Annotated in this window: 15 protein-coding genes; 8 read left to right on the top strand and 7 right to left on the bottom strand. The window is 46.0% G+C overall.

Going from position 1 to position 18,558, the window contains the following annotated elements:
* From WBG78_RS30360 to WBG78_RS30330, 7 genes are all read left to right on the top strand, one after another.
* Positions 1-185 (top strand): hypothetical protein (locus tag WBG78_RS30360; protein WP_337330308.1); only part of this gene is annotated, 185 nt, incomplete at its 5' end.
* A 272-nt stretch (positions 186-457) separates the two neighbouring features.
* Positions 458-1,240: a polysaccharide biosynthesis/export family protein gene (locus WBG78_RS30355; protein WP_337330307.1), complete on the top strand. Its 783-nt coding sequence runs from the start codon at positions 458-460 to the stop codon at positions 1,238-1,240.
* Positions 1,241-1,277: 37 nt separating this feature from the next.
* Positions 1,278-3,578 (top strand): GumC family protein, encoded by a 2,301-nt coding sequence (locus WBG78_RS30350; RefSeq protein WP_337330306.1) that lies wholly within the window; start codon positions 1,278-1,280, stop codon positions 3,576-3,578.
* A 41-nt stretch (positions 3,579-3,619) separates the two neighbouring features.
* Positions 3,620-4,990: a lipopolysaccharide biosynthesis protein gene (locus WBG78_RS30345; RefSeq protein ID WP_337330305.1), complete on the top strand. Its 1,371-nt coding sequence runs from the start codon at positions 3,620-3,622 to the stop codon at positions 4,988-4,990.
* Positions 4,991-5,010: 20 nt separating this feature from the next.
* Positions 5,011-6,273 (top strand): hypothetical protein, encoded by a 1,263-nt coding sequence (locus tag WBG78_RS30340; RefSeq protein ID WP_337330304.1) that lies wholly within the window; start codon positions 5,011-5,013, stop codon positions 6,271-6,273.
* 26 nt (positions 6,274-6,299) lie between these two features.
* Complete coding sequence (locus tag WBG78_RS30335; RefSeq protein ID WP_337330303.1) at positions 6,300-7,082, top strand: glycosyltransferase family 2 protein; 783 nt, start codon at positions 6,300-6,302, stop codon at positions 7,080-7,082.
* Between the two features lie 8 nt (positions 7,083-7,090).
* The gene (locus tag WBG78_RS30330) at positions 7,091-7,855 is read left to right on the top strand and encodes an acyltransferase (protein WP_337330302.1); all 765 of its coding nucleotides are present in this window, start codon (positions 7,091-7,093) and stop codon (positions 7,853-7,855) included.
* Here WBG78_RS30330 and WBG78_RS30325 read toward each other — a convergent pair.
* From WBG78_RS30325 to WBG78_RS30300, 6 genes are all read right to left on the bottom strand, one after another.
* Positions 7,817-8,785: a hypothetical protein gene (locus WBG78_RS30325; protein WP_337330301.1), complete on the bottom strand. Its 969-nt coding sequence runs from the start codon at positions 8,783-8,785 to the stop codon at positions 7,817-7,819. The two genes, WBG78_RS30330 and WBG78_RS30325, sit on opposite strands and share 39 nt — an antisense overlap.
* Before the next feature lie 10 nt (positions 8,786-8,795).
* A complete protein-coding gene (locus WBG78_RS30320) occupies positions 8,796-9,806 on the bottom strand; it encodes a Gfo/Idh/MocA family protein (RefSeq protein WP_337330300.1) in 1,011 nt (336 codons plus the stop codon).
* Positions 9,803-10,900, bottom strand: a complete 1,098-nt coding sequence (locus WBG78_RS30315) for a DUF1972 domain-containing protein (RefSeq protein ID WP_337330299.1) — start codon at positions 10,898-10,900, stop codon at positions 9,803-9,805. Before WBG78_RS30315 ends, WBG78_RS30320 begins: the two co-directional genes overlap by 4 nt.
* A complete protein-coding gene (locus WBG78_RS30310) occupies positions 10,897-12,024 on the bottom strand; it encodes a glycosyltransferase family 4 protein (RefSeq protein WP_337330298.1) in 1,128 nt (375 codons plus the stop codon). Before WBG78_RS30310 ends, WBG78_RS30315 begins: the two co-directional genes overlap by 4 nt.
* 1,169 nt (positions 12,025-13,193) lie before the next feature.
* Positions 13,194-13,586, bottom strand: coding sequence for a hypothetical protein (locus WBG78_RS30305; RefSeq protein ID WP_337330297.1), 393 nt, complete (start codon positions 13,584-13,586; stop codon positions 13,194-13,196).
* A 417-nt stretch (positions 13,587-14,003) separates the two neighbouring features.
* A complete protein-coding gene (locus WBG78_RS30300; protein WP_337330296.1) occupies positions 14,004-15,173 on the bottom strand; it encodes an FG-GAP repeat domain-containing protein in 1,170 nt (389 codons plus the stop codon).
* Positions 15,174-16,837: 1,664 nt separating this feature from the next.
* Between WBG78_RS30300 and WBG78_RS30295 the strand changes: the two genes are divergently transcribed.
* A complete protein-coding gene (locus tag WBG78_RS30295) occupies positions 16,838-17,110 on the top strand; it encodes a hypothetical protein (RefSeq protein WP_337330295.1) in 273 nt (90 codons plus the stop codon).
* 134 nt (positions 17,111-17,244) lie between these two features.
* Here the strand turns inward: WBG78_RS30295 and WBG78_RS30290 are convergent, their stop codons facing one another.
* Complete coding sequence (locus tag WBG78_RS30290; RefSeq protein WP_337330294.1) at positions 17,245-17,487, bottom strand: hypothetical protein; 243 nt, start codon at positions 17,485-17,487, stop codon at positions 17,245-17,247.
* Positions 17,488-18,558: the final 1,071 nt, after the last annotated feature.

The following is an 18,558-nucleotide window of genomic DNA, read 5'->3' as shown; positions in this document are numbered from 1 at the left end:
ACACATCAAATCTCCCACGCCATAGGGTGGGTCAAACCATTAGCGGAATAGGTGGGTCAAAGCGTCCGGAATTATCAGTGGCGGCATCGCTTGACAACAATGCGCTTCAGCTCGCGGCGACAACGCAATGCGTAGTGATAGCAATGCCTGGTAGATCGCAATCGATATATGTTACCAGTGTTTGAACATTGGAGTTGTCATCAGATCATTTCTGGAAAAAAATCTTCGTTAAGTATCATTTTTTATTTTCAACACATTGGCAGATGTGATGGATCGAGGTTCAAATTGCTACAATCGTTTGTAGTTATATGCCAATTGCATTGATGTTTAAACTTATCAAATCACTTAAAGTTTCGGAATGATATTCTTATGCGTCGGGATTGGGCAGTTATAACATCGTAGAAAATTCTCGTGTTTGATTTTTACTACATTTGGTTAACATCAAATTATCGTAGTTGTGATTAGGATAGTTCGATTTATCGTTGCCTCTATTATAATCTTAACCGGGCTCACCTCTTGTGTGAGTGTGAAGAAGGCGCTCTATTTCAATGGAGTAGAAAATGGTGCGATTGCAGACGCGCCGGTTGATCTTGAGCCAGTAATTAATCCGAATGACATTTTAAAGATTACAGTAAGTTCTTTGAATCCCGACGCTTCAGAGATCTTCAACATGTCAATGAAAAATTACGTCGCTGTCCAAAACACTCCGACTACTACCCAGGCTGAGGGTTATCTTGTCGGGCTCGACGGATTAATCAAGTTACCGATACTCGGTGACGTGAAGGCAGCGGGTCTTACAAAGAAGCAGTTTGAAGCTGTGATTACTAAGCTTCTGTTGGATCGCAAACTTTTGGTCGACCCGATGGTAAATGTTCGCTATTTAAATTTTCGTGTATCGGTATTGGGCGAAGTAGCAAAACCCTCTGTTGTCACTGTGCCGAGCGAAAAAATTTCGCTGCTTGAGGCGCTGTCACTCGCCGGTGATTTAACGGTTTATGCGCGTAGGGATAACGTGATGATTATTCGCCAGGAAAATGGGAAGAAGGTGATCAGCAGAATGAATTTGAATTCATCTGATCTTTTATCATCGCCATACTACTATTTGAAATCTAACGATGTAGTATATGTGGAGCCGAACCGGGCAAAGGTAGCATCGACCGGGCAGGCAGTAGTTTGGTTGCCAGTTATTTTTAGTGCATTCACTTTCGGAATTATCGCTGTTGATTATCTGAACCGCTAAACGTCATCGCCATGATAAAAATAAACATGCAGGCTGAATGATAAACAGTAGTCTCGCGCATATTGTCCTTCATCGGTTTTTGCCCTACTGGCCACTTTTTGCTGTGGCATTGGTGACTGGCTTTGTCGGTGGTACTGCATACCTGAAGCTGGTAACACCGGTCTACGAAATCTCGGCGGTGGTCCTGATCAAGGATGAGAACAAAGGCGTTGAAGAACCATCGATGATTGAATCGCTGAACGTGTATGCATCGAAGAAGATCGTGGAAAATGAAATGGAGGTGATCAGATCAAGAACATTGGTTCGGCAATGCGTTGAGAAGTTGGGATTGTGTGCTGCGGTTTTTTACCAGGATGAATTCGGATTGAGCCGATCTGGCTATGAGACCTGTCCGGTGGTAGCTGAAGTACGCAACCTGCGACCACGTATCACGCCCATACCGCGTGTCGATTTCATCTATGACGAAAAACAGTCCACTGTGCGACTTGGTGCCGAGGTATATCCCTTGAATGAGTGGCGGAAGTTCGGCAATATGGAAATTCGGTTCGTCGCGAATCCGAATCTGGTTGAACGTGGAGAAGGCCCATTTTTTCTTTCCGTTCTTGATCCGCGTTCCGTCGCAGATGACATTGCGCGGCGACTCGAAATAATAGCCACGAGCAAGCTTGGTACTGTAGTCACCGTAAAGTTACGGGATGCCGTGCCTTCGCGGGGTGAGCAGATCGTCAACGCTGTGGTTGAATTGTATAATTGTGCTACATCATCCGAGAAAAGCGGTCTGGCAGCCAGCACTCTTAGACTCATTGAAGAGCGAATTCAGAACGTAGAGGCGAGTCTGGATTCTGTCGAGAGAAGCATTGAAGCCTATAAGTCGAATCGTGGCATCGTCGACCTTAGCGAACAGGGAAAACTATTTCTTCAAAATGTTGGAGACAATGATCAGCGGCTGATTGAGATTGATATCCAATTAGCAGTCCTGACGAAGATCGAGAAATACATCACAGCAAAGAATAACGCGGAACGTCTCGTACCATCCACGGTAGGGCTTGCCGACACACGAATTGTCTCTCTGTTAGAGCACTTATTCGAAGCGGAAGTTCAATACGAGACATTGCGCAAAACTACGGCTGAAAATAATCCGATCCTTGTAGCCTTGCGGGACGAGGTGGAGAATTTACGCCCATCAATCCTCGAGTATGTTAAGAACCAAAAAGTCAGTCTGGTGGCAAGCCGGGATAACCTCAGTTCGTCCAACACGAGATACGAGACGGTGCTAAGCCAGATACCGCAAAAGGAGCGCGAACTCCTGGAAGCCAACAGACAGCAGTCTATTAAAAATGATGTGTATACGTTTTTGTTGCAAAAGCGCGAGGAAACGGCGCTGGCATATGCGTCATCTACATCTGACGCAATCCTGATTGATGCAGCCGAGGCATCGTTGTTTCCGGTAGCACCTAATAAAATGATTGTTTACAGTGCAGCGATGATAGTGTCGATGCTTATAGTGGTTTCTTTTATATGCGCGAAGGAAGTATTAACCAACAAGGTCTTGTTCAGAAAGGACGTGGAGGCAGCGACTAGCTATCCCGTTATGGGCGAGTTGTCGCACGCAAGGGTCGGCCACAGCGTGTTTGAGTCTGCGAGTATGTCCAGAATCAGAGAACAATTTTGTCAGTTACGGTCGGCTATTCGCATGAGTCCAACTGATCCGCGTGTGATCATGGTAACGTCCAGCATTAGCCGGGAAGGAAAGAGTTTTGTTTCGTCGAACCTGGCCAGTAGTCTTGGTCGTCTGACTAAACGGGTGATATTGATTGACTTCGATCTTCGGAGTTCAAGACTTACTCATCTGTTTGAGCTCACCGCTAACCTGGGCGCTTCGGATCTACTAGTCGGCCGGTCTACTCTGAACGAGGTAATTTTTGAAACAAAAATACCATTCGTGCACATTATTCCAACAGGTAGGTCTGCTGGGAATTCCACTGAAATCCTTTTCAATGGTTGCATTCCACAGCTAATTGAGCAGCTCAGAGAACGGTACGACTATGTAATTCTTGATTCCCCGCCGGTGCTTCCAATTGCGGATGCATTTGTTGTTGGTGCCTGTGCGGATATGACACTTTTAGTCGTAAGGCACAACAGGACTTTGATTCAAATGGTGGAAGCACTTGATTCAAACGAAAGGCTTCGTGACTTGAAAAACGTGCGGATTGTATTTAATGATGTGAAGACGCGAGGAGCGTCAGCAATTGTAGGCTATGGATACGGAAACAATGACGCGTATGACAAGAGATCCGCATTGTTTGAATCAAAGTCTGTCTTCAGAATACTGGAATAACACAAGGTATTAATAAGTCGTTGGTATTTAATCAGCGTTCGATGAGATCAACTGTAATTTCGGCATTAGCTTCCTGGAGAGCGCTGGTGAACAATGGTTCTGAACGCAGCAGGAAAGCGAAGAAGAACATCATCGCTTCTGTCGTGGTGAAAGGTGCGCAGGTACTGATCAACCTTCTGCTCGTTCCCCTTACCATCAATTATGTCAATACAGAGCGATATGGTGTTTGGCTAACGTTGAGTTCATTGGTGATGTGGATAAACTTTCTGGACATCGGCCTTGGCCACGGGATGCGTAACAAACTGGTGGAGACGAGCGTGACTGGAGATGTCGTTAAAGGAAAGATCTTTGTAAGCACGACCTATGCAGGGCTTGCCGTGGTTGCCGGAGGCTTGTTACTGATATTTCTGATGGTGAATCCGCTCCTGGACTGGCAGGTCATTCTAAATGCGGGGAGCGTCCCTGAACAAACATTGAGCAACGCCGTGCTTATAGCGTTCAGCGCATTCTGTTTTCAATTGGTACTGCAGAACATTAATTCCATATTTATGGCCAACCATGATCCGGCGAAGGCATCTTTGGTTAATCTTGCAGGGCAGACGTTAACAGTAGCGGTGATTCTTGTGCTGGCACAATTCAGAACAACCGACTTCCTTGAGCTGGTCTGGATTCTAACTGCGATTCCACCTTTGACTCTCCTGATTTCAAGTATATACCTGTTCAGAACATCATACGCGAAGTTCCGTCCGTCACTCAATCTCATCAGGCCAGCTTACGCGCGTGAGCTGCTCACGCTTGGGGGAAAGTTCTTTCTGATTAACATCGGCGTAATCATTCTATATCAGTCCGACAATATACTGGTTGCACAGATCTTCGGATCAAAAGACGTAACTACGTTTAATATAGCCTATCGGTTGTTCTTTACCATCGTAATGGTTTTCACCGTTTTCCTCCTGCCATTCTGGAGTGCCGTTACAGACGCATACCTTAAGGGCGACCTGGAGTGGGTCCGGCGTTCCAGGTCTAAGTACATGAAATTGGTGGTTCTCCTTTCCGGAGGCTGCATGCTGATACTGGCGTTGTCGGATAGAATCTACAACTTCTGGTTAGGCGGAGCGGTGAAAGTACCGTTTCATCTTTCCTTCTTCATGGCCATCTACGTCATCGCCTATATGGTTCACAGCTTACATGTTAATATCCTGAATGGAATTGGCAAGATACAACTGCAACTATGGCTCGTTGTGATTTGTGCTGTTGTGAATGTAGTGCTGGCCATCGTGTTATCGGAGATAGTCGGCCTGCCAGGTATCGTGATCTCCAATATCGTGATTTTCGTGATCATGACGGTAGTGCTGGTAGTTCAATGTGAGCGACAACTTGCCGGAACGGCAACAGGAATATGGAATAGATAGCAAACATAAAAAGGATCTCATTGAAGAGGTATTATCACATATTGGTATTTTTGATCGTCGTTTCAAGCTACTTTCAAAATTCGGCGATCGGTGATATAATTCCGCTAGGTCTGAGCTTGGTATTGACAGCACATTGTTTACTGCAACGCTTCGAGCGCCCTTACATCGCCACTGAGTTTTTGGTACTGCTTCTGCCCATTGTGTATGGGCTTGTCCTCGCCGTGAACAGCAACAGCTACCCGGTTTTCAAAGACGCTTTCTTATTTGCCATTCCTTGCGTGCTGCTAATAGCCGGTTCGGTGACGATGAATGTACTCTCCTGGGAAGAGTATGGTGCCTGTCTGATAATGGCTGGTACCACGGTTTCTCTATTGGTGATGGCCGAAGGCGTACGCTCTCTGGGAATGACGGCTGTTCTCGATCCATTCGCAGCACGATACATTAATGAAAATCCAATTGGCAACCCTGCGCCAGCGTTGGCAATCGCGCTTTTGATTTATCGTAGTATGATCAGTAAGATAACGATAGGGTGGGGTAGCGGGTTATTGTTATCCGTTAATGGACTAGGCTTGTACATGTGCGCGTCGCGGACGTACATCGTTATTCTGCTTTTATTTTGTGCAGTTGGATTAATTTATCGTTTTGGACTGCGACGCGTTGCGTTGTCATCAGCGGCATCCGGCCTAGTTATCGTCTTCGCGATGACATTCTTGGAGCAACCAGTAAACGATATGTCCTTTCTCGGAAAGGTGATGCACTCCACCGCTGAGGTCTCGGGTGGTGGTTACGACGGCATAGAGGACATTGTCCTTAGGTATCGTGGCTACGAATCAAACACGGCGTTCAGGCAGTTTCAAAGTGAAGATGGCCTTCGTGTTTTGTTAGGAAGACTTGGTGCTCATGTTGACCTGCAAGTGTTTTTGAATTTAGGCGGCACTGAGTTCCGCTATATACCGTTGTTTCATAACGGATACATCTTTCTCTTACTCAAGTCCGGCGTGGTGGGGCTGATGATTTTTTGTACCGTGTTTGGATTGATCATCATCAGGTTTGGCTATCTGCTTTTTGTAATGCCTCGTGGCAGTTCCTTCGGTGTAATTGCATCGATGCTGGTGTCCGGTACGATTGCGTTAATGTTTTGCAATTACGTTGTGTATAGTTTTTTCAATTGTGAGTCAGCGGTGTTACTGATCAATACCGGGTATTGTTTTGCAGTGGCTCAGAATCTGACTGTTCATAACGAAGCGCATCCGGCTTTGTCTCTTAACGCAACAAAGGTCTGATTACAATTGATTAAAATAAAAAATGTATGTCACATCCGCCCCGTATTTCGATCATCATCGCTACCTACAATGCCTCGGTCCTATTGCCCGACTTGTTGGACAGCATCAGCAAGCAGGATTACCCCCATTGCGAGGTGGTCGTGGTGGACGGTGGCTCGAAGGATGACACCTTGCAGGTGGTTCACCGTTATGGCGACCTGGTGACTTCCTGGATCAGTGAACCTGACAGAGGTATCTTTGATGCCTGGAACAAGGGCCTGCGTTTGGCAAAAGGAGATTGGGTGATGTTCCTGGGAAGCGACGATTGTTTGTTGCCGGACGCACTTAATCAGTATGTTTCGTTTATCGACTCGCTTGACCACGAAGTGGATTTTATTTCGTCACGGGTATACTACACAGACAAGAATCTCGTGCCGTACCGTGTGCTGGGGTGGGCATGGGAATGGCCCAGATTTCAACGGGAAATGACTGTAGCGCATCCCGGCTCTCTGCATTCCAGAAGGCTCTTTGAAAAATACGGCGTCTTCAGTACAGCGTATCGAATTGTAGGTGACTACGAATTCCTGCTGAGAGGCAGGAACGAACTGCGAACAGCCTTTATGGATAAGGTTACCGTAAGGTTTCGCGAAGGTGGCAGCAGCGACAGCTATGCCGCCATAAGGGAATGTTTCCATGCATCGGTAAGCACAGGGAAATCACCAGTCGTCAGGTCGCTGCTGTACACGTTTTCGGTTTACGTCAAGTTCTCTATCAGAAAATTCTTAAGGAAGTTCAATCTGAACCTATATCTGCGCCGACAAGAAACCTAAACGATCACATGAAATCGATTTTAAACTTCATTATCTCCAGGATCAAAAAGGAGAGGTACGTCCTCGATCATCGAATTCCGAATTCTTACATGTTACTCTACTCCATGGCGCGTGTGATGATGGTGATACGTGGGAAATTGTCTTTTATCCGGCACAAAGGCATCTTGTTCATCGGTAAGCGCGTAGAAATAAAGGCGCGATCGAAGATGACATTTGGTGTGGGGGTTACGTTGGACGATCATACGTACCTTGATGCACTATCGTCCGAGGGTTTGCGTTTTGGAGATAGTGTGTCCGTAGGCAAGCGGACCGTCATTGAGTGCACCGGTAACTTAAAGCATCTTGGCAAGGGTATGATTGTGGGGAACAACGTAGGATTGGGCATGGATTCGTATTACGGTTGTCCCGGCGGCATTTCGATTGGTGACGACACCATTATTGGCAACTACGTAAGCTTTCACGCCGAGAATCACAATTATAAGGACCCTTCGATTCCTATTCGACTGCAGGGAGTGAATCACCAGGGCATCGTTATCGGCCGCAACTGCTGGATTGGTGCAAAGGCGACGATTCTCGACGGCGCCGTCGTTGAGGACGGGTGTATAATTGCGGCCAACTGTTTGTTGCCAAGAGGACGCTACAAAGCAAACTCCATTTATGGCGGAAACCCTGCGAAGTTTATCAAAGAGCGCAGCATTAGCATACCCGAAGACAATGGGGTTCTTACGGTCAGGCTAGACGCCGTTGAGTTGCGCGCCACTGGCAAAGGCTGATGGTAGCGAACTTGTTATTACCTGCGATGATTTATTATAGCTGCCCGCTCGTCTCAAAGCGTGTTCAGCATTAGCGAGATCGAATCCATTGATTAATGTCGTTGTCTCCCGAATGTTGGTTTTGGAAGACGCCCCAAAAAGGATAGAGCACACATTCGGCAGGTTGCAAACATATTCTACCGCCTCGGCGGGTGGTATTGCGCCGGCCGCCAATACCTGCATGGCGATTACGCGTATCTTCAATGTCCGCAGGCATTCTTCATACGCTTCCCGACCTCCGGACATCCTGAATCCTATTTTGTTAATCGAGGCGCAGATGATGGGATTCTCAATACCCGCATCTAGTAGTTGGGATGCCAGCTTGGGCAAATTCATCGTGATGAAACCCGCTTCAGCATGATATTTCTTCTCTACATACTTATGAAAATGGATTAGCACATCGATCATGCCCAGACCGAGGAGCAGGTCAGTAACCACATTCTGCAGAAAAATGACAGGCGTCTTTAGTCCGGCGAACATTTTCATTTCGGCGTCCACCAGCAGCTCCATGATGGAAAAATAATCTTTTGATAACATCGCCAGGCCACCCTTGAAAATTGAACCCATAAAATTGCCGGGGACAAATTCTTTCAAAGTGCCTACAATGCCTAGCTCAGTTACCGCGTTTGCATATTTGTGGGCGTATGGCATACAAGGGAAGATTTTAAACTCTCCATACTTCTCCGGATGCACCCTTACGTAGTCGCATAACAAACTGATCCTGTCGTGCGTCGTACACATAAAGGTTTCTACGCCAGCAGCGCGTGCATGGTCGATCGTGTTAATGATTGCTGCGATGTTATTAAACCGAATAGACTGCTCGCGTGACTTCTCATCGCTCAAATGGTTGACTGCAAAAAATTGATTGTCGCCAAAAATTATTCTTTCCATAGCAATGATATTAGTTACTGTTTTGTTTGATCAGAGTTATCACGTGGTCGGTTTCCCAGGCGGATCTGAAAGTGTTTACCGAATTGGCAACGTTGCCCGACATCGCCTCGACGAAATAGTCCAGCTGAGCGGAGTATTCTTCACCCCGGAGATAGAAGTCGACGTTGTCAGTAAAGTCTGTTACGTACTTAATGTTCCATCCTTTGCTATACCCCTTAGGGACGTCATTTGTTTTGAAGTAAACCTTTATCTGCGTGGCATCACACACGGCTTTCCCTTCACTGCCGACAATGGTGATGGAGGTAGACATCTTACGATAGGATTCGTCGCTCCAATTAACGCTGATAACACCGGAAAGATCATCTTCGGTTGCGACAAGGGCATAGACTGCGTCTTCCACATCGTTTGAGTAACACGATTTGAGAATGCTTCCTTTTACTTTCTTTATTGGGCCGACCACATCATTGAGGAGGTCTATGACGTGTGAAGCATAATCCATAAGGCAACCGCCTCCTTCTTTCGGATCTCCCCGCCAGTTGCTGTTCTTGGGGCGTGTCACCACCGGGCCATAGGCTTCTCCCTGAAAGTGGAACAGGTCACCCAGATAGCCACTGCCTATCAGTCTTTTCAACTGTCTGAAGGTGCCGATGAATTTGTTGTGGTAGCCCACCTGATTAACAATCTTTTTTTCTTCAACCAGTTTGACCAGTTCAAGACCTTCAATGCTGGACAGTGATAACGGCTTCTCAGCGAAAACATGGCGCTTTTGCGTTACCGCTTTCTTCACGAGGGCGCTGTGATACTTCGTTGGAACCGCCACGACGACAGCGTCGGGATTTGCCTTGTCCAGCATTTCATCATAATCAGTAAAGCATGGGAACTTTGAATAACGCTTTAACACATCGACTACAATCTTCGAACTATCGCAAACGCCTACGATATCAACCTTGGGATGGGCGCCAAGAATTGATAAATGGGATATGCCCATTTTTCCTGCTCCTACAAGTGCAACTTTTCTCATGTTAGCTGGGGGTTAAGGGTATTAGAGGTTAGTACATTTTGATATTTGGATGCGATGATATTCCAACGATACTCGTGATCTGCAATTTCTTTAAGCTTTTCGGCCATTGAATCAAGATCCAATCGCTTGTAGTTCTCAACCAGGCTTAACAGGTCGTGACTGTCGCGAAAATACATGGCTGAATGTCGGGTGGTATGTTCATTATATCCGGAAGCAAAGGCAAATACTGGGAGTTGAAGGAACATCGCCTCCACCAGCGAAGGATTAGTACCTCCGGCAGAGTGACCATGGATGTAAATGGTGCAATTGCTTCGCAGCGTGTTAAGTTTTTTTCTATCATAGATAGCGTCGAGAAGAACAAGCTGACGCTGCCCGGAGTACAGTAGCCTTAAGTTTCTGCCGTAACCGGAGTTGTTCCAGTTGCCAACCATGACCAAAGGCAACGCACTTTGTTGTCGAAAGGCATCGAGGATCATTTCGATATTGTTATCCGGCTGAATCCTTGTCACAATAAATGCGTAGGGTTTGCCTAAGAAACCGTACTGCTGTTCATCGTTCTCGTCCCATTCTTCTTTTGTAGCCTGGTCGCCACCGTAAGCAATCAGCGAACTGGACAATCCATATCTTGTTTTGATATATTCCTGGATTCCTATATTGTCCGATACGATGCTTCCGCTGTTGCGTACCAGCATGACCTCACAGGTTTTGATGACGTTGCGCGCAAAACCAGACCACTTGTTTCTCGTCCAGTCAAGGCCACCAATATTGACAACTATTTTCGATCGGTAGCGCCGAACAAGAGGCATAACGAACCCGGCGCCGAATCCAAGAAACAATACTTTGTCGAACCGTTTAATAGCATGAATAAGCGCGATGCTATCATATACCATCCCCATTGCCCCGTGCGAGGTAATGGGCAGATAGTGCAGTTTTGCGCCATTAAATTGATGCTGAGTGCTTGGCATGTCCTTAGACGAACAATACACCGTAATTTCGAATTCACGCGAGAGATATTCCACGAGTTGTTCAGCAAGCGTTTCAAATCCTCCGTAATTATTCGGGATACCTCTTGTTCCGACGATGGCGAGTGTCATAGGCTATGGATTTGCTGCAGTTCTTTGTTTATCGATTTCTCGGGAAGAAGACTTAGATAGCCGTCCATCGTTTGCTGAGCGGCAAGTCGCCACGTATAGTGCTGAAGTATATATTCGCGCAGCCCGGGCATAATGGGATCGTTATACGCTCGTGTGACAGATTCCCTGATCGATTGCACATCATCGGGTTCACAGTAATAAGCATAATCTCCAAAATATTCTTCCGTATCGCCCTTTCGTGTAATGACGATATTGCAATTCATGATACCCGCCTCCAATGAACTAAGACCGCACGTCTCGAACCAACTCGGCAAGACGTGAACGCGGGCTGACTTGTAAATACTTGCCAGTTCGCTGTGTGTTATGTGTGGTACAAACTTAATTCGTGAGCACGTTGCTGCCACCGCTTTGCATTCTTCATAGTAGGAGAGCTGGTTGAGTGCCGGCTTTCCGATGATGGTCAAATGGTAAGGAGTGTCGATCACTGCCTTGATTAAATTCAATTGATTCTTGCGCCCTTCAATTCGTCCTACACATATAATGTGATTCGCATATTCTCGGTTTACTTCGACAGAGTCGTTGAATTGTTCATCGTCTACCGCATATACCACCTTACGGTAGTTGAAGGTTTTGTTCAGTGCAGTTTCGAAACGCCGCTGTTCGCTGTGTGAGTTCGGTAATAGCAAGTCAGCACAGAGCGCAGCTTTCATAACAGACTGTCGCTGACCGTGAAGGAGAAAGTATCTGGACTTGATCTTATCACCTTTAAAGGCATAACGCGCCAATGATTTTATGTATTCAATCTGCCAGTCGTCGAATTGCCGAAGCAACAATCCGGACATCCCGCGACGTTGCGTTTTATCATACGCGGAGAAGTCAACAAATACAGGAGAAATGACAATTTTCGGCCCCTGGCGAAGGTGAGTAAGAATGTCATCGGGCCGGATGATGTTGAAGAAGTGGATGATATCGTATCGCTCATGGTGAATTACGTCGTCGGCAAGCTTGATATCTACGTGAACTTTTAATTTCCGCAGATACTTGGCCGTCATGAGCACCTGAGTGGTATCTCCTCCGGGTGAAGTGTACATCGTACTTCTTGCGATCATTAAAACGCGAAGCATGTCGGGTAACTTAGGTAGCGTAGTACAGTGTGAAAAGGTCGAACTAAATCAACACTAGATGCAGTACGGAGATATACATAACTGAAGCACTTAATTGATTCGCGTTATGTAAGGCACTATAAAGTAGCTGAATTGATGTTGGATTTTAAAATAACTATTCAAGTTTATTTAGATGTTTAACTTCATTTATGTGCGTATAGCCCGACAATTGTATTTTGTAAATTGCATTGGCGCCTAGCCATAACGCTATTTATTTATCCTGATTTGTAAGCGGCGACGTTGGCTCAGTGATTTTACTTCATTCGTTTGCGCAGTGTTCGAAAAGTTGAAGCAACGGTTTAATATTTGGGACGACGAAGGAGTAGACGTTGGTGTTATTGAGTTCGATACAGTATTAATTGTTGCGTGAAGTAGTTGTGACTTGAATAAAATGTTTGTTTAACCGTTTATGTTACGTAATCAGCCACCGAATAATCACGAGAAAATTTTCGAATACGATTGCGTCAGTTAAGCTTCAGTGTGGACTTGGTTAACTTCGTAGCGATTTTGTTTTTTATATATACAAAAGATGAGGCGCTGTTAGTTGGTAACGAAGGTTGTCTATTGCGAAAGAGTTTATAATGCTGCGGGTGTTCGTCTGATTCTCGTCTGCCTGATGTGCCCGGCGTTTATATCATCAGCATCTGTGTTTGCAAGCGCTCCTTACGCTGACAAGGTCGATGGGGTGAATGTTTACGATTTGATTGACGTGGTGGCTACGGATAGAGAAATTCCTCTTACTATTGAAAGATGTGCTGCACAGTGGTGATGCAACACCACTTGAATATAAAATCTTAGAGTTGAATGAAGACCGTGAGCAGATCTACGGTAGACACGGCACAAAGGCTAAGAATTCTGACGCAATGCGCCTGATGCCAATAGCTGACAGCAAACGCGTGAATTATTGGGGCGTTAAGATTGGGGTGAAGCCGTTGAATGCGAGCAAGTGTGAAATATTAATGTTTTAGTTGCGCTTTCACCACGACTATAGTTGCCAACCGTTGGGTGAAAGTAAAGAGGCGTAATATATGCATCCCCCTTCTGGGGTTCTTGAAGTGCGTTATGTGCAGGTTAAAAGACCGTCGACCTGAAGAAACATATTAGGTTAACCTAAACCGCATTAACCATCACTAATAGAAATTGTTCGGTGCCCACAAGGTCCCCCATATGACCCGTTCAGGTGTGTAAACTCTCATAGGGAATACGCCCTTTGGATTGAGGCATGGAATGTAGCCACCCTTTGGTTCCAGGCAGGGCATGTCGTCTCCTGAAATTATTTCTTTTGTTGATTTGATTGTTCGGCGCCATGCCGGTGTCATATTGAAATTGTCCGTTGCTCTGACGCTCCATGTGCCGGTGAATTTGTCAGCGAACGTGTAATTGCCAAAATCGCCAAGCTTTTGATTTTCTCTTTCTACATTCTGCCTGGTCCCTGGCTCAATTCTTTGATGACGGTTAACTTGTGAGTATGCCGGGATTGCGCTCCCAATACACAAAGCAAATAATAGTGTTGTTGTTTTCATTTGTTTGAATGTTAGGATGAATGCCTGCCCAATCATATTTAATTTATTCTGGTCAGGAACGGAGAGGAACGGAGACGCTTTTTACAGCAGGTCACCCAGATTCAAAATGACATACACCAACATGCGGATGGTGCCTCGTGTCTCATAAATATCGGGATGCTTTTCGCGGTTTTTCAAGATCCAGGAGCGACCCCATAATATCAGAGAGGTTAATACAACGGTGAGAAGTAAGGTCAACCACAACATAATCTTAAAGGTTTTGTGATCTGAAGATAACGAAAATTCCCGTTCAAGCAGCGTGCTCCCGGGCGGAGCGGGCAGCCGCCAAAATCCAAAGCTTTTGACCAAAGATCCAAAATAGGGCCAATTACAACCTCTAACGGGATTTATATCCGACGGGAATAGCCCGGCGTTATCCTATTTCCCGGGACCCCGATTGAAGAAAACACAAAGACCATCCTTGCCTGCAACGGCAATATCTTTCCAGTCATCGCCGTTAAGGTCAACAACCTGAAAGTTCAATCCCGTGCCTTTGCCTTCGCCGGGCGGGCCATAACTGATCACCTGTTTAACAAATGAAGAACCGTTCCACCGGAAGTAATACAGACCCAGTGGATCGTGAGCCCCCGGATCGTTGTCATCGTGTGCGCGGTAGCGTTTACCGGTGATCAACTCGGGCTGACCGTCCTGGTCGAGATCAGTCCATTCCATTGTATGATATTGCGAATTGTGAGGATCGATTTCATGTTGCTTCCACGCGCGCGTTCCATCATTGCTGCGTACCTGTTCCAGCCAGTGAAGTCCATAGTCGTGCCCTTGTCCGATGATGATGTCCGATAATTTGTCACCATTGACGTCCGCTACAATGAGGGGAACGCTAACCAGTGCAAACTTAAACTCTTCATGGAATGTCCATGTCTCAGTAAACGGATTTTCCGGGGCTTCAATCCATCCATTTTCTACCACGAAGTCTCCCCGGCCATCGCCGTTAATATCTCCGAATCCCAAACCGTGCCCATGCATAGGGGCGATTTGTATCGAGTCGAATTGAGCATTATTGCTCAGGCGATAGATGCGCAAGGGCTTGCCCGGTGTGTTGGGTACCAATTCGAAGGTACCATTGCCATCGATATCCCAGGCACGGGTAGCTTCAATGTTCCCTGGCTGACTGATAACATGATGTTTCCATTCTCCATCCTTGCCAGGGTTCTCGCGCCAGAACAGGGTAGCACCAAACCATCCTCCGGTGACTACGTCTGGAAGTTGATCACCATTCACATCCATGACAATGGCTGAAAAGTCGTCATAGTATTCACTGTGACGGGGAATGGTTCCGATGAACTTGCGTGAAATGAAATCGGGTCCCTTGTACCAGAAAGATCCGGACAATAGATCAAGCGTACCGTCACGGTCTACATCGAGGACGGCCACCGACTCAAACGCCTCGGCAGCGACAAAGCGCCTATCAAATTTCAGGGATGTAGTTTGAATTTCATCGTGACTACATCCCTGAAATATCAATAGCGACATCAATAGGGTGCATGTCAGCAGATAAAACTTGAATGTGAAGCGGATTTTGTTGTTCATAAAATCAGGAGCTTATGACCGGAAGCTTAATTTAAGTGTAGTTGCGTGATTGCAACGAATTTTTCGTCGGGGACTGTATCTTAAGTGAGCCACGGCGGTTGTGTCCGCCGGGTAAAGGTCTTGTCTAATGGGCTTCAATAGGGCCACAACAGATGCGCAATTCTTAAAGTAAACATCAGTTGCCTCCAACCCGATAGGAGAGTGTGTTACACTGACCAATGTACGGATCGAATGGTTCAGCAGGCTTGAAAGCACACCTTCTATTCCTTATCTTGGTTTCTTGTCCTGGTTCCTGCATTGTTGTCGTCAAATCTTGTATGCTAACGTTGTGGGTAAGCCTTCAGGAAACACTTATGAGACTATTAGCCACTTTCGCGCTATTGACGATTTGTTTAACCTCAATTGCGCAAACATCCCCAACGAGAAGAGAGCCGCTAACGTCTTATTCTTATGTCGGTATTGACACAGAAGACAGGTACGTTGAATCCGCTGGAAAGGGTGTAGTGATACGAAACAGCAATCCAAAAGGGGGTGCTTACACTGCTCCTAACGGTGAGCGATTCGGATATAGAGTATTCTGGACGCATATCATCAATGAAACTCGTACTCCATTACAATTAACAATCAATTTTCCCGCTGATTCATTTGCAATTTTGGGGTCGCCTGAGTCCTACTTTAAAGTATACCTGCCATCGGATACAATGACACACGAAAAACAATATTCGTATGACTATGGACTATCGGTTCTAAAGACGTTTGGGGATCATAATTCTAATAAGCGAGCACCACTGGAACGGACTATTAATGCCAAAGAGGAGTATCTTTTTTACGTAGCAGTACTCTTTCATAAGGCAGATGGTGTACCAAGAACTGGACTTGTTTTAAAAGGCCAACAGCTTTTTTATAGAATCAACGGAATTGACCCGCGGCCTGATGTCGAATTACTTCCCGTTGGACAGATGTTTTTTAAAAAGTGACGTTTGTCGTTTCGGCTCTTACTTGTTCTGCTTAATGGAAACGTGTCTGCAGCGCCAAATTGCTCAGCTACGTGATTACTGATGGCAGTCCGAAGAGGGTTGGTAGTACAAGGATAGTTTGTCCAGAGGATTTACAGGGTCTGGAGGCGTGTCTTCATTACTGTCGGATACGGGCCAGGAAGGAAGAGGTCAAACCTGGTAAGTTCATTCGGCAGAAGGTGTAGTCACCGTAGTCGGGGGTTATTCAGATGTATTCACCCGATCCATTGTCCGAAGGCTGCTACCGCCTTACTGTATTGTCACGGCCTTGCGCCAAGAGAGCGATTGCAAAGACTACAGCAATGGCAGCCTCGTGTTGCAGAGCATCAGGACGACAGTCTACGGTTCCTTGTGTCCTGGTTCGTTGCCAATGATTACATTAGCAGTAGGGCTTTCCTCCAGATGAAATACACCATTTACTTCGCGTTTTGCTTTGTGGCTTTGTCGATGCAAGGTTGTGATGAAGACGATACGCTCCCGCCAATTACCATGGAGGGCAGAGGCACTTTTGGATGTTTGGTTAATGGTAGACTATGGTTGACAGAAGGATCTGCGTTCGCGAGCAGTACCCATGCCGAAATCTATCGAACCCATGATACCCTAGCAGTGAATATTTACGCCAATGGCCGTAGTCAAACGACAATGTTCATGTCAATCATTGCTAACCCGGACTTCAAAATTAACGAGCCATATTACTTCATTAGTAGTAATGAATGTTGTGGCCTTCAATACCTGGATTTTTCGGGTGCTGTGTCGTGCGCCTATGAGCTTCCTATAAGTGGGCACGTGACATTTTCGCGATGGGATGAAGGCAAAAGTATCCTTGCCGGAACTTTCCAATTTTCAGCAAAAAGCGCTGAATGCTCGGGCACCGTCGTGATTACAGAAGGACGGTTCGATATAAGCGAAATAGTGTACTAACTACGCGACCCTTTTGCAGACAGGGCTTTGGAGCCTAATTTATAGCGTGAAGGAGAAGCCGGGATATTTGACCAGGACGGAATACAGGAATCGACAGATTCAGATTCGAAAGGAACAGGCGGAGCATGAGAAAATCATTCATCGATGACTAGGTCACCCCCACGAAATCTTTTAGCCTTAGACCAATCAGAGGGAAATGAAATGCTTGCATTCCTGGGTGACGACTTCGCTGTCTTCAGGCACAGGTTGATCATCGTCCTGTCATTGAAGGAACCAATGTTACTGACACTCACAGGTCCGAAGAGTCCTGAATCAGTGTTGGCAACTGGGTAATTCTTTGCGTACTCGATCGCGCGTTCCTTTGCTGTGTTTGACATAATAGTTTGCACGGTTGACCCGTTCACCGTAAGGTTGATTGTACAAGATTTTGGAGATGCTGAGGTTCGAATGACCTCGGTCAAAGAAATAGTAAGGAGAAAAAATAATCTGTAGAAGGGGAGGTGGCGAGTACCCAAAGCGTTGGCTTCTGCCGATCCAAAGGACGTGTGGCTGATGGCGGAGTATTTCACAGTCACGGCACATTTTCGAGTAGCAACGGACTTGCCTTAAGGGGCTGTTCTTTTTAATTACATGGAGACATGTGTTGCTGAATGTTGATATGAAGTGAGCAATAAGTGCTTGTGTGGGGCAGGTGCTCTGTTCTCAACATGTTCACAAACATGAGTGCCGCTAAAAATGTGAGCTTGCACACTCAATGTATTCACAGCGAGACAAATAAACCGTGGACAATCGCTGTGTCGAAGCCACTACGATGTTCAAACTGCTGATGATGAACAATTTAATATGCAGATCACCTCAGATTCTGTGAGTAAAGTGGGCTAGTACTAGGTTGAGCAGGTCATTTTTCTGTTGTGATCTATCTAGCAGAAACGAACAATGACGTGCTATTAAGGTGGCATAGTTATAATTACATCTTACTTAATATAGGGCGAGACGGAAGAAGCGGTTTGATGGCAGGAATTGGTGTGTTTGGCTGGGGTCGTTCGTGGGACTGTCGTGAATTCAGATTAGAAAGTTGTAAGTGAATATATGGCTAAGTGCTATAGGGATAAAAGGTTTCAGAGAGGAACAGGGGTGGGTTTAGGTGGCTGCCGTCAAATTCACATTGCGCCAAAATCTTTGAAAAAAAGTTTTTTGTTATGTTTGGCTATTAACTCACCCGTACCACATCTTTCTCGATTGACCTGCCATCTTCATTTTATTTCTGTCGGAGCCTTTACCACGCCGCGACTCAAATGGCAGATTGCAAAACTGAATTTTTGCGTTGAATAACAGAAACACGTAGCTCATATATTGGTAGGCGTATGCTTTTGTCTTAGCCCCCTAATAAGCTGCGCAAATTCTGAAAAACAGATTTGTACAACTAAATTAGGAAACAATGGCAAGAA

The organism is Chryseolinea sp. T2, from assembly GCF_037203685.1.
Classification (GTDB): domain Bacteria; phylum Bacteroidota; class Bacteroidia; order Cytophagales; family Cyclobacteriaceae; genus Chryseolinea.
The sequence above is the reverse complement of the archived record's forward strand: the minus strand, read 5'-3'. Positions and strand labels throughout refer to the sequence as shown.

Excerpts from the sequence above, each read along its gene's own strand:
- WBG78_RS30315 (WP_337330299.1), bottom strand. The coding sequence starts at position 10,900 with ATGACACTCGCCATCGTCGGAACAAGAGGTATCCCGAATAATTACGGA.
- WBG78_RS30350 (WP_337330306.1), top strand. The coding sequence starts at position 1,278 with ATGATAAACAGTAGTCTCGCGCATATTGTCCTTCATCGGTTTTTGCCC.
- WBG78_RS30290 (WP_337330294.1), bottom strand. The coding sequence starts at position 17,487 with ATGTCAAACACAGCAAAGGAACGCGCGATCGAGTACGCAAAGAATTAC.
- WBG78_RS30295 (WP_337330295.1), top strand. The coding sequence starts at position 16,838 with ATGTCAATCATTGCTAACCCGGACTTCAAAATTAACGAGCCATATTAC.
- WBG78_RS30325 (WP_337330301.1), bottom strand. The coding sequence starts at position 8,785 with ATGGAAAGAATAATTTTTGGCGACAATCAATTTTTTGCAGTCAACCAT.
- WBG78_RS30300 (WP_337330296.1), bottom strand. The coding sequence starts at position 15,173 with ATGAACAACAAAATCCGCTTCACATTCAAGTTTTATCTGCTGACATGC.
- WBG78_RS30310 (WP_337330298.1), bottom strand. The coding sequence starts at position 12,024 with ATGCTTCGCGTTTTAATGATCGCAAGAAGTACGATGTACACTTCACCC.
- WBG78_RS30305 (WP_337330297.1), bottom strand. The coding sequence starts at position 13,586 with ATGAAAACAACAACACTATTATTTGCTTTGTGTATTGGGAGCGCAATC.
- WBG78_RS30320 (WP_337330300.1), bottom strand. The coding sequence starts at position 9,806 with ATGAGAAAAGTTGCACTTGTAGGAGCAGGAAAAATGGGCATATCCCAT.
- WBG78_RS30335 (WP_337330303.1), top strand. The coding sequence starts at position 6,300 with ATGTCACATCCGCCCCGTATTTCGATCATCATCGCTACCTACAATGCC.
- WBG78_RS30330 (WP_337330302.1), top strand. The coding sequence starts at position 7,091 with ATGAAATCGATTTTAAACTTCATTATCTCCAGGATCAAAAAGGAGAGG.
- WBG78_RS30345 (WP_337330305.1), top strand. The coding sequence starts at position 3,620 with ATGAGATCAACTGTAATTTCGGCATTAGCTTCCTGGAGAGCGCTGGTG.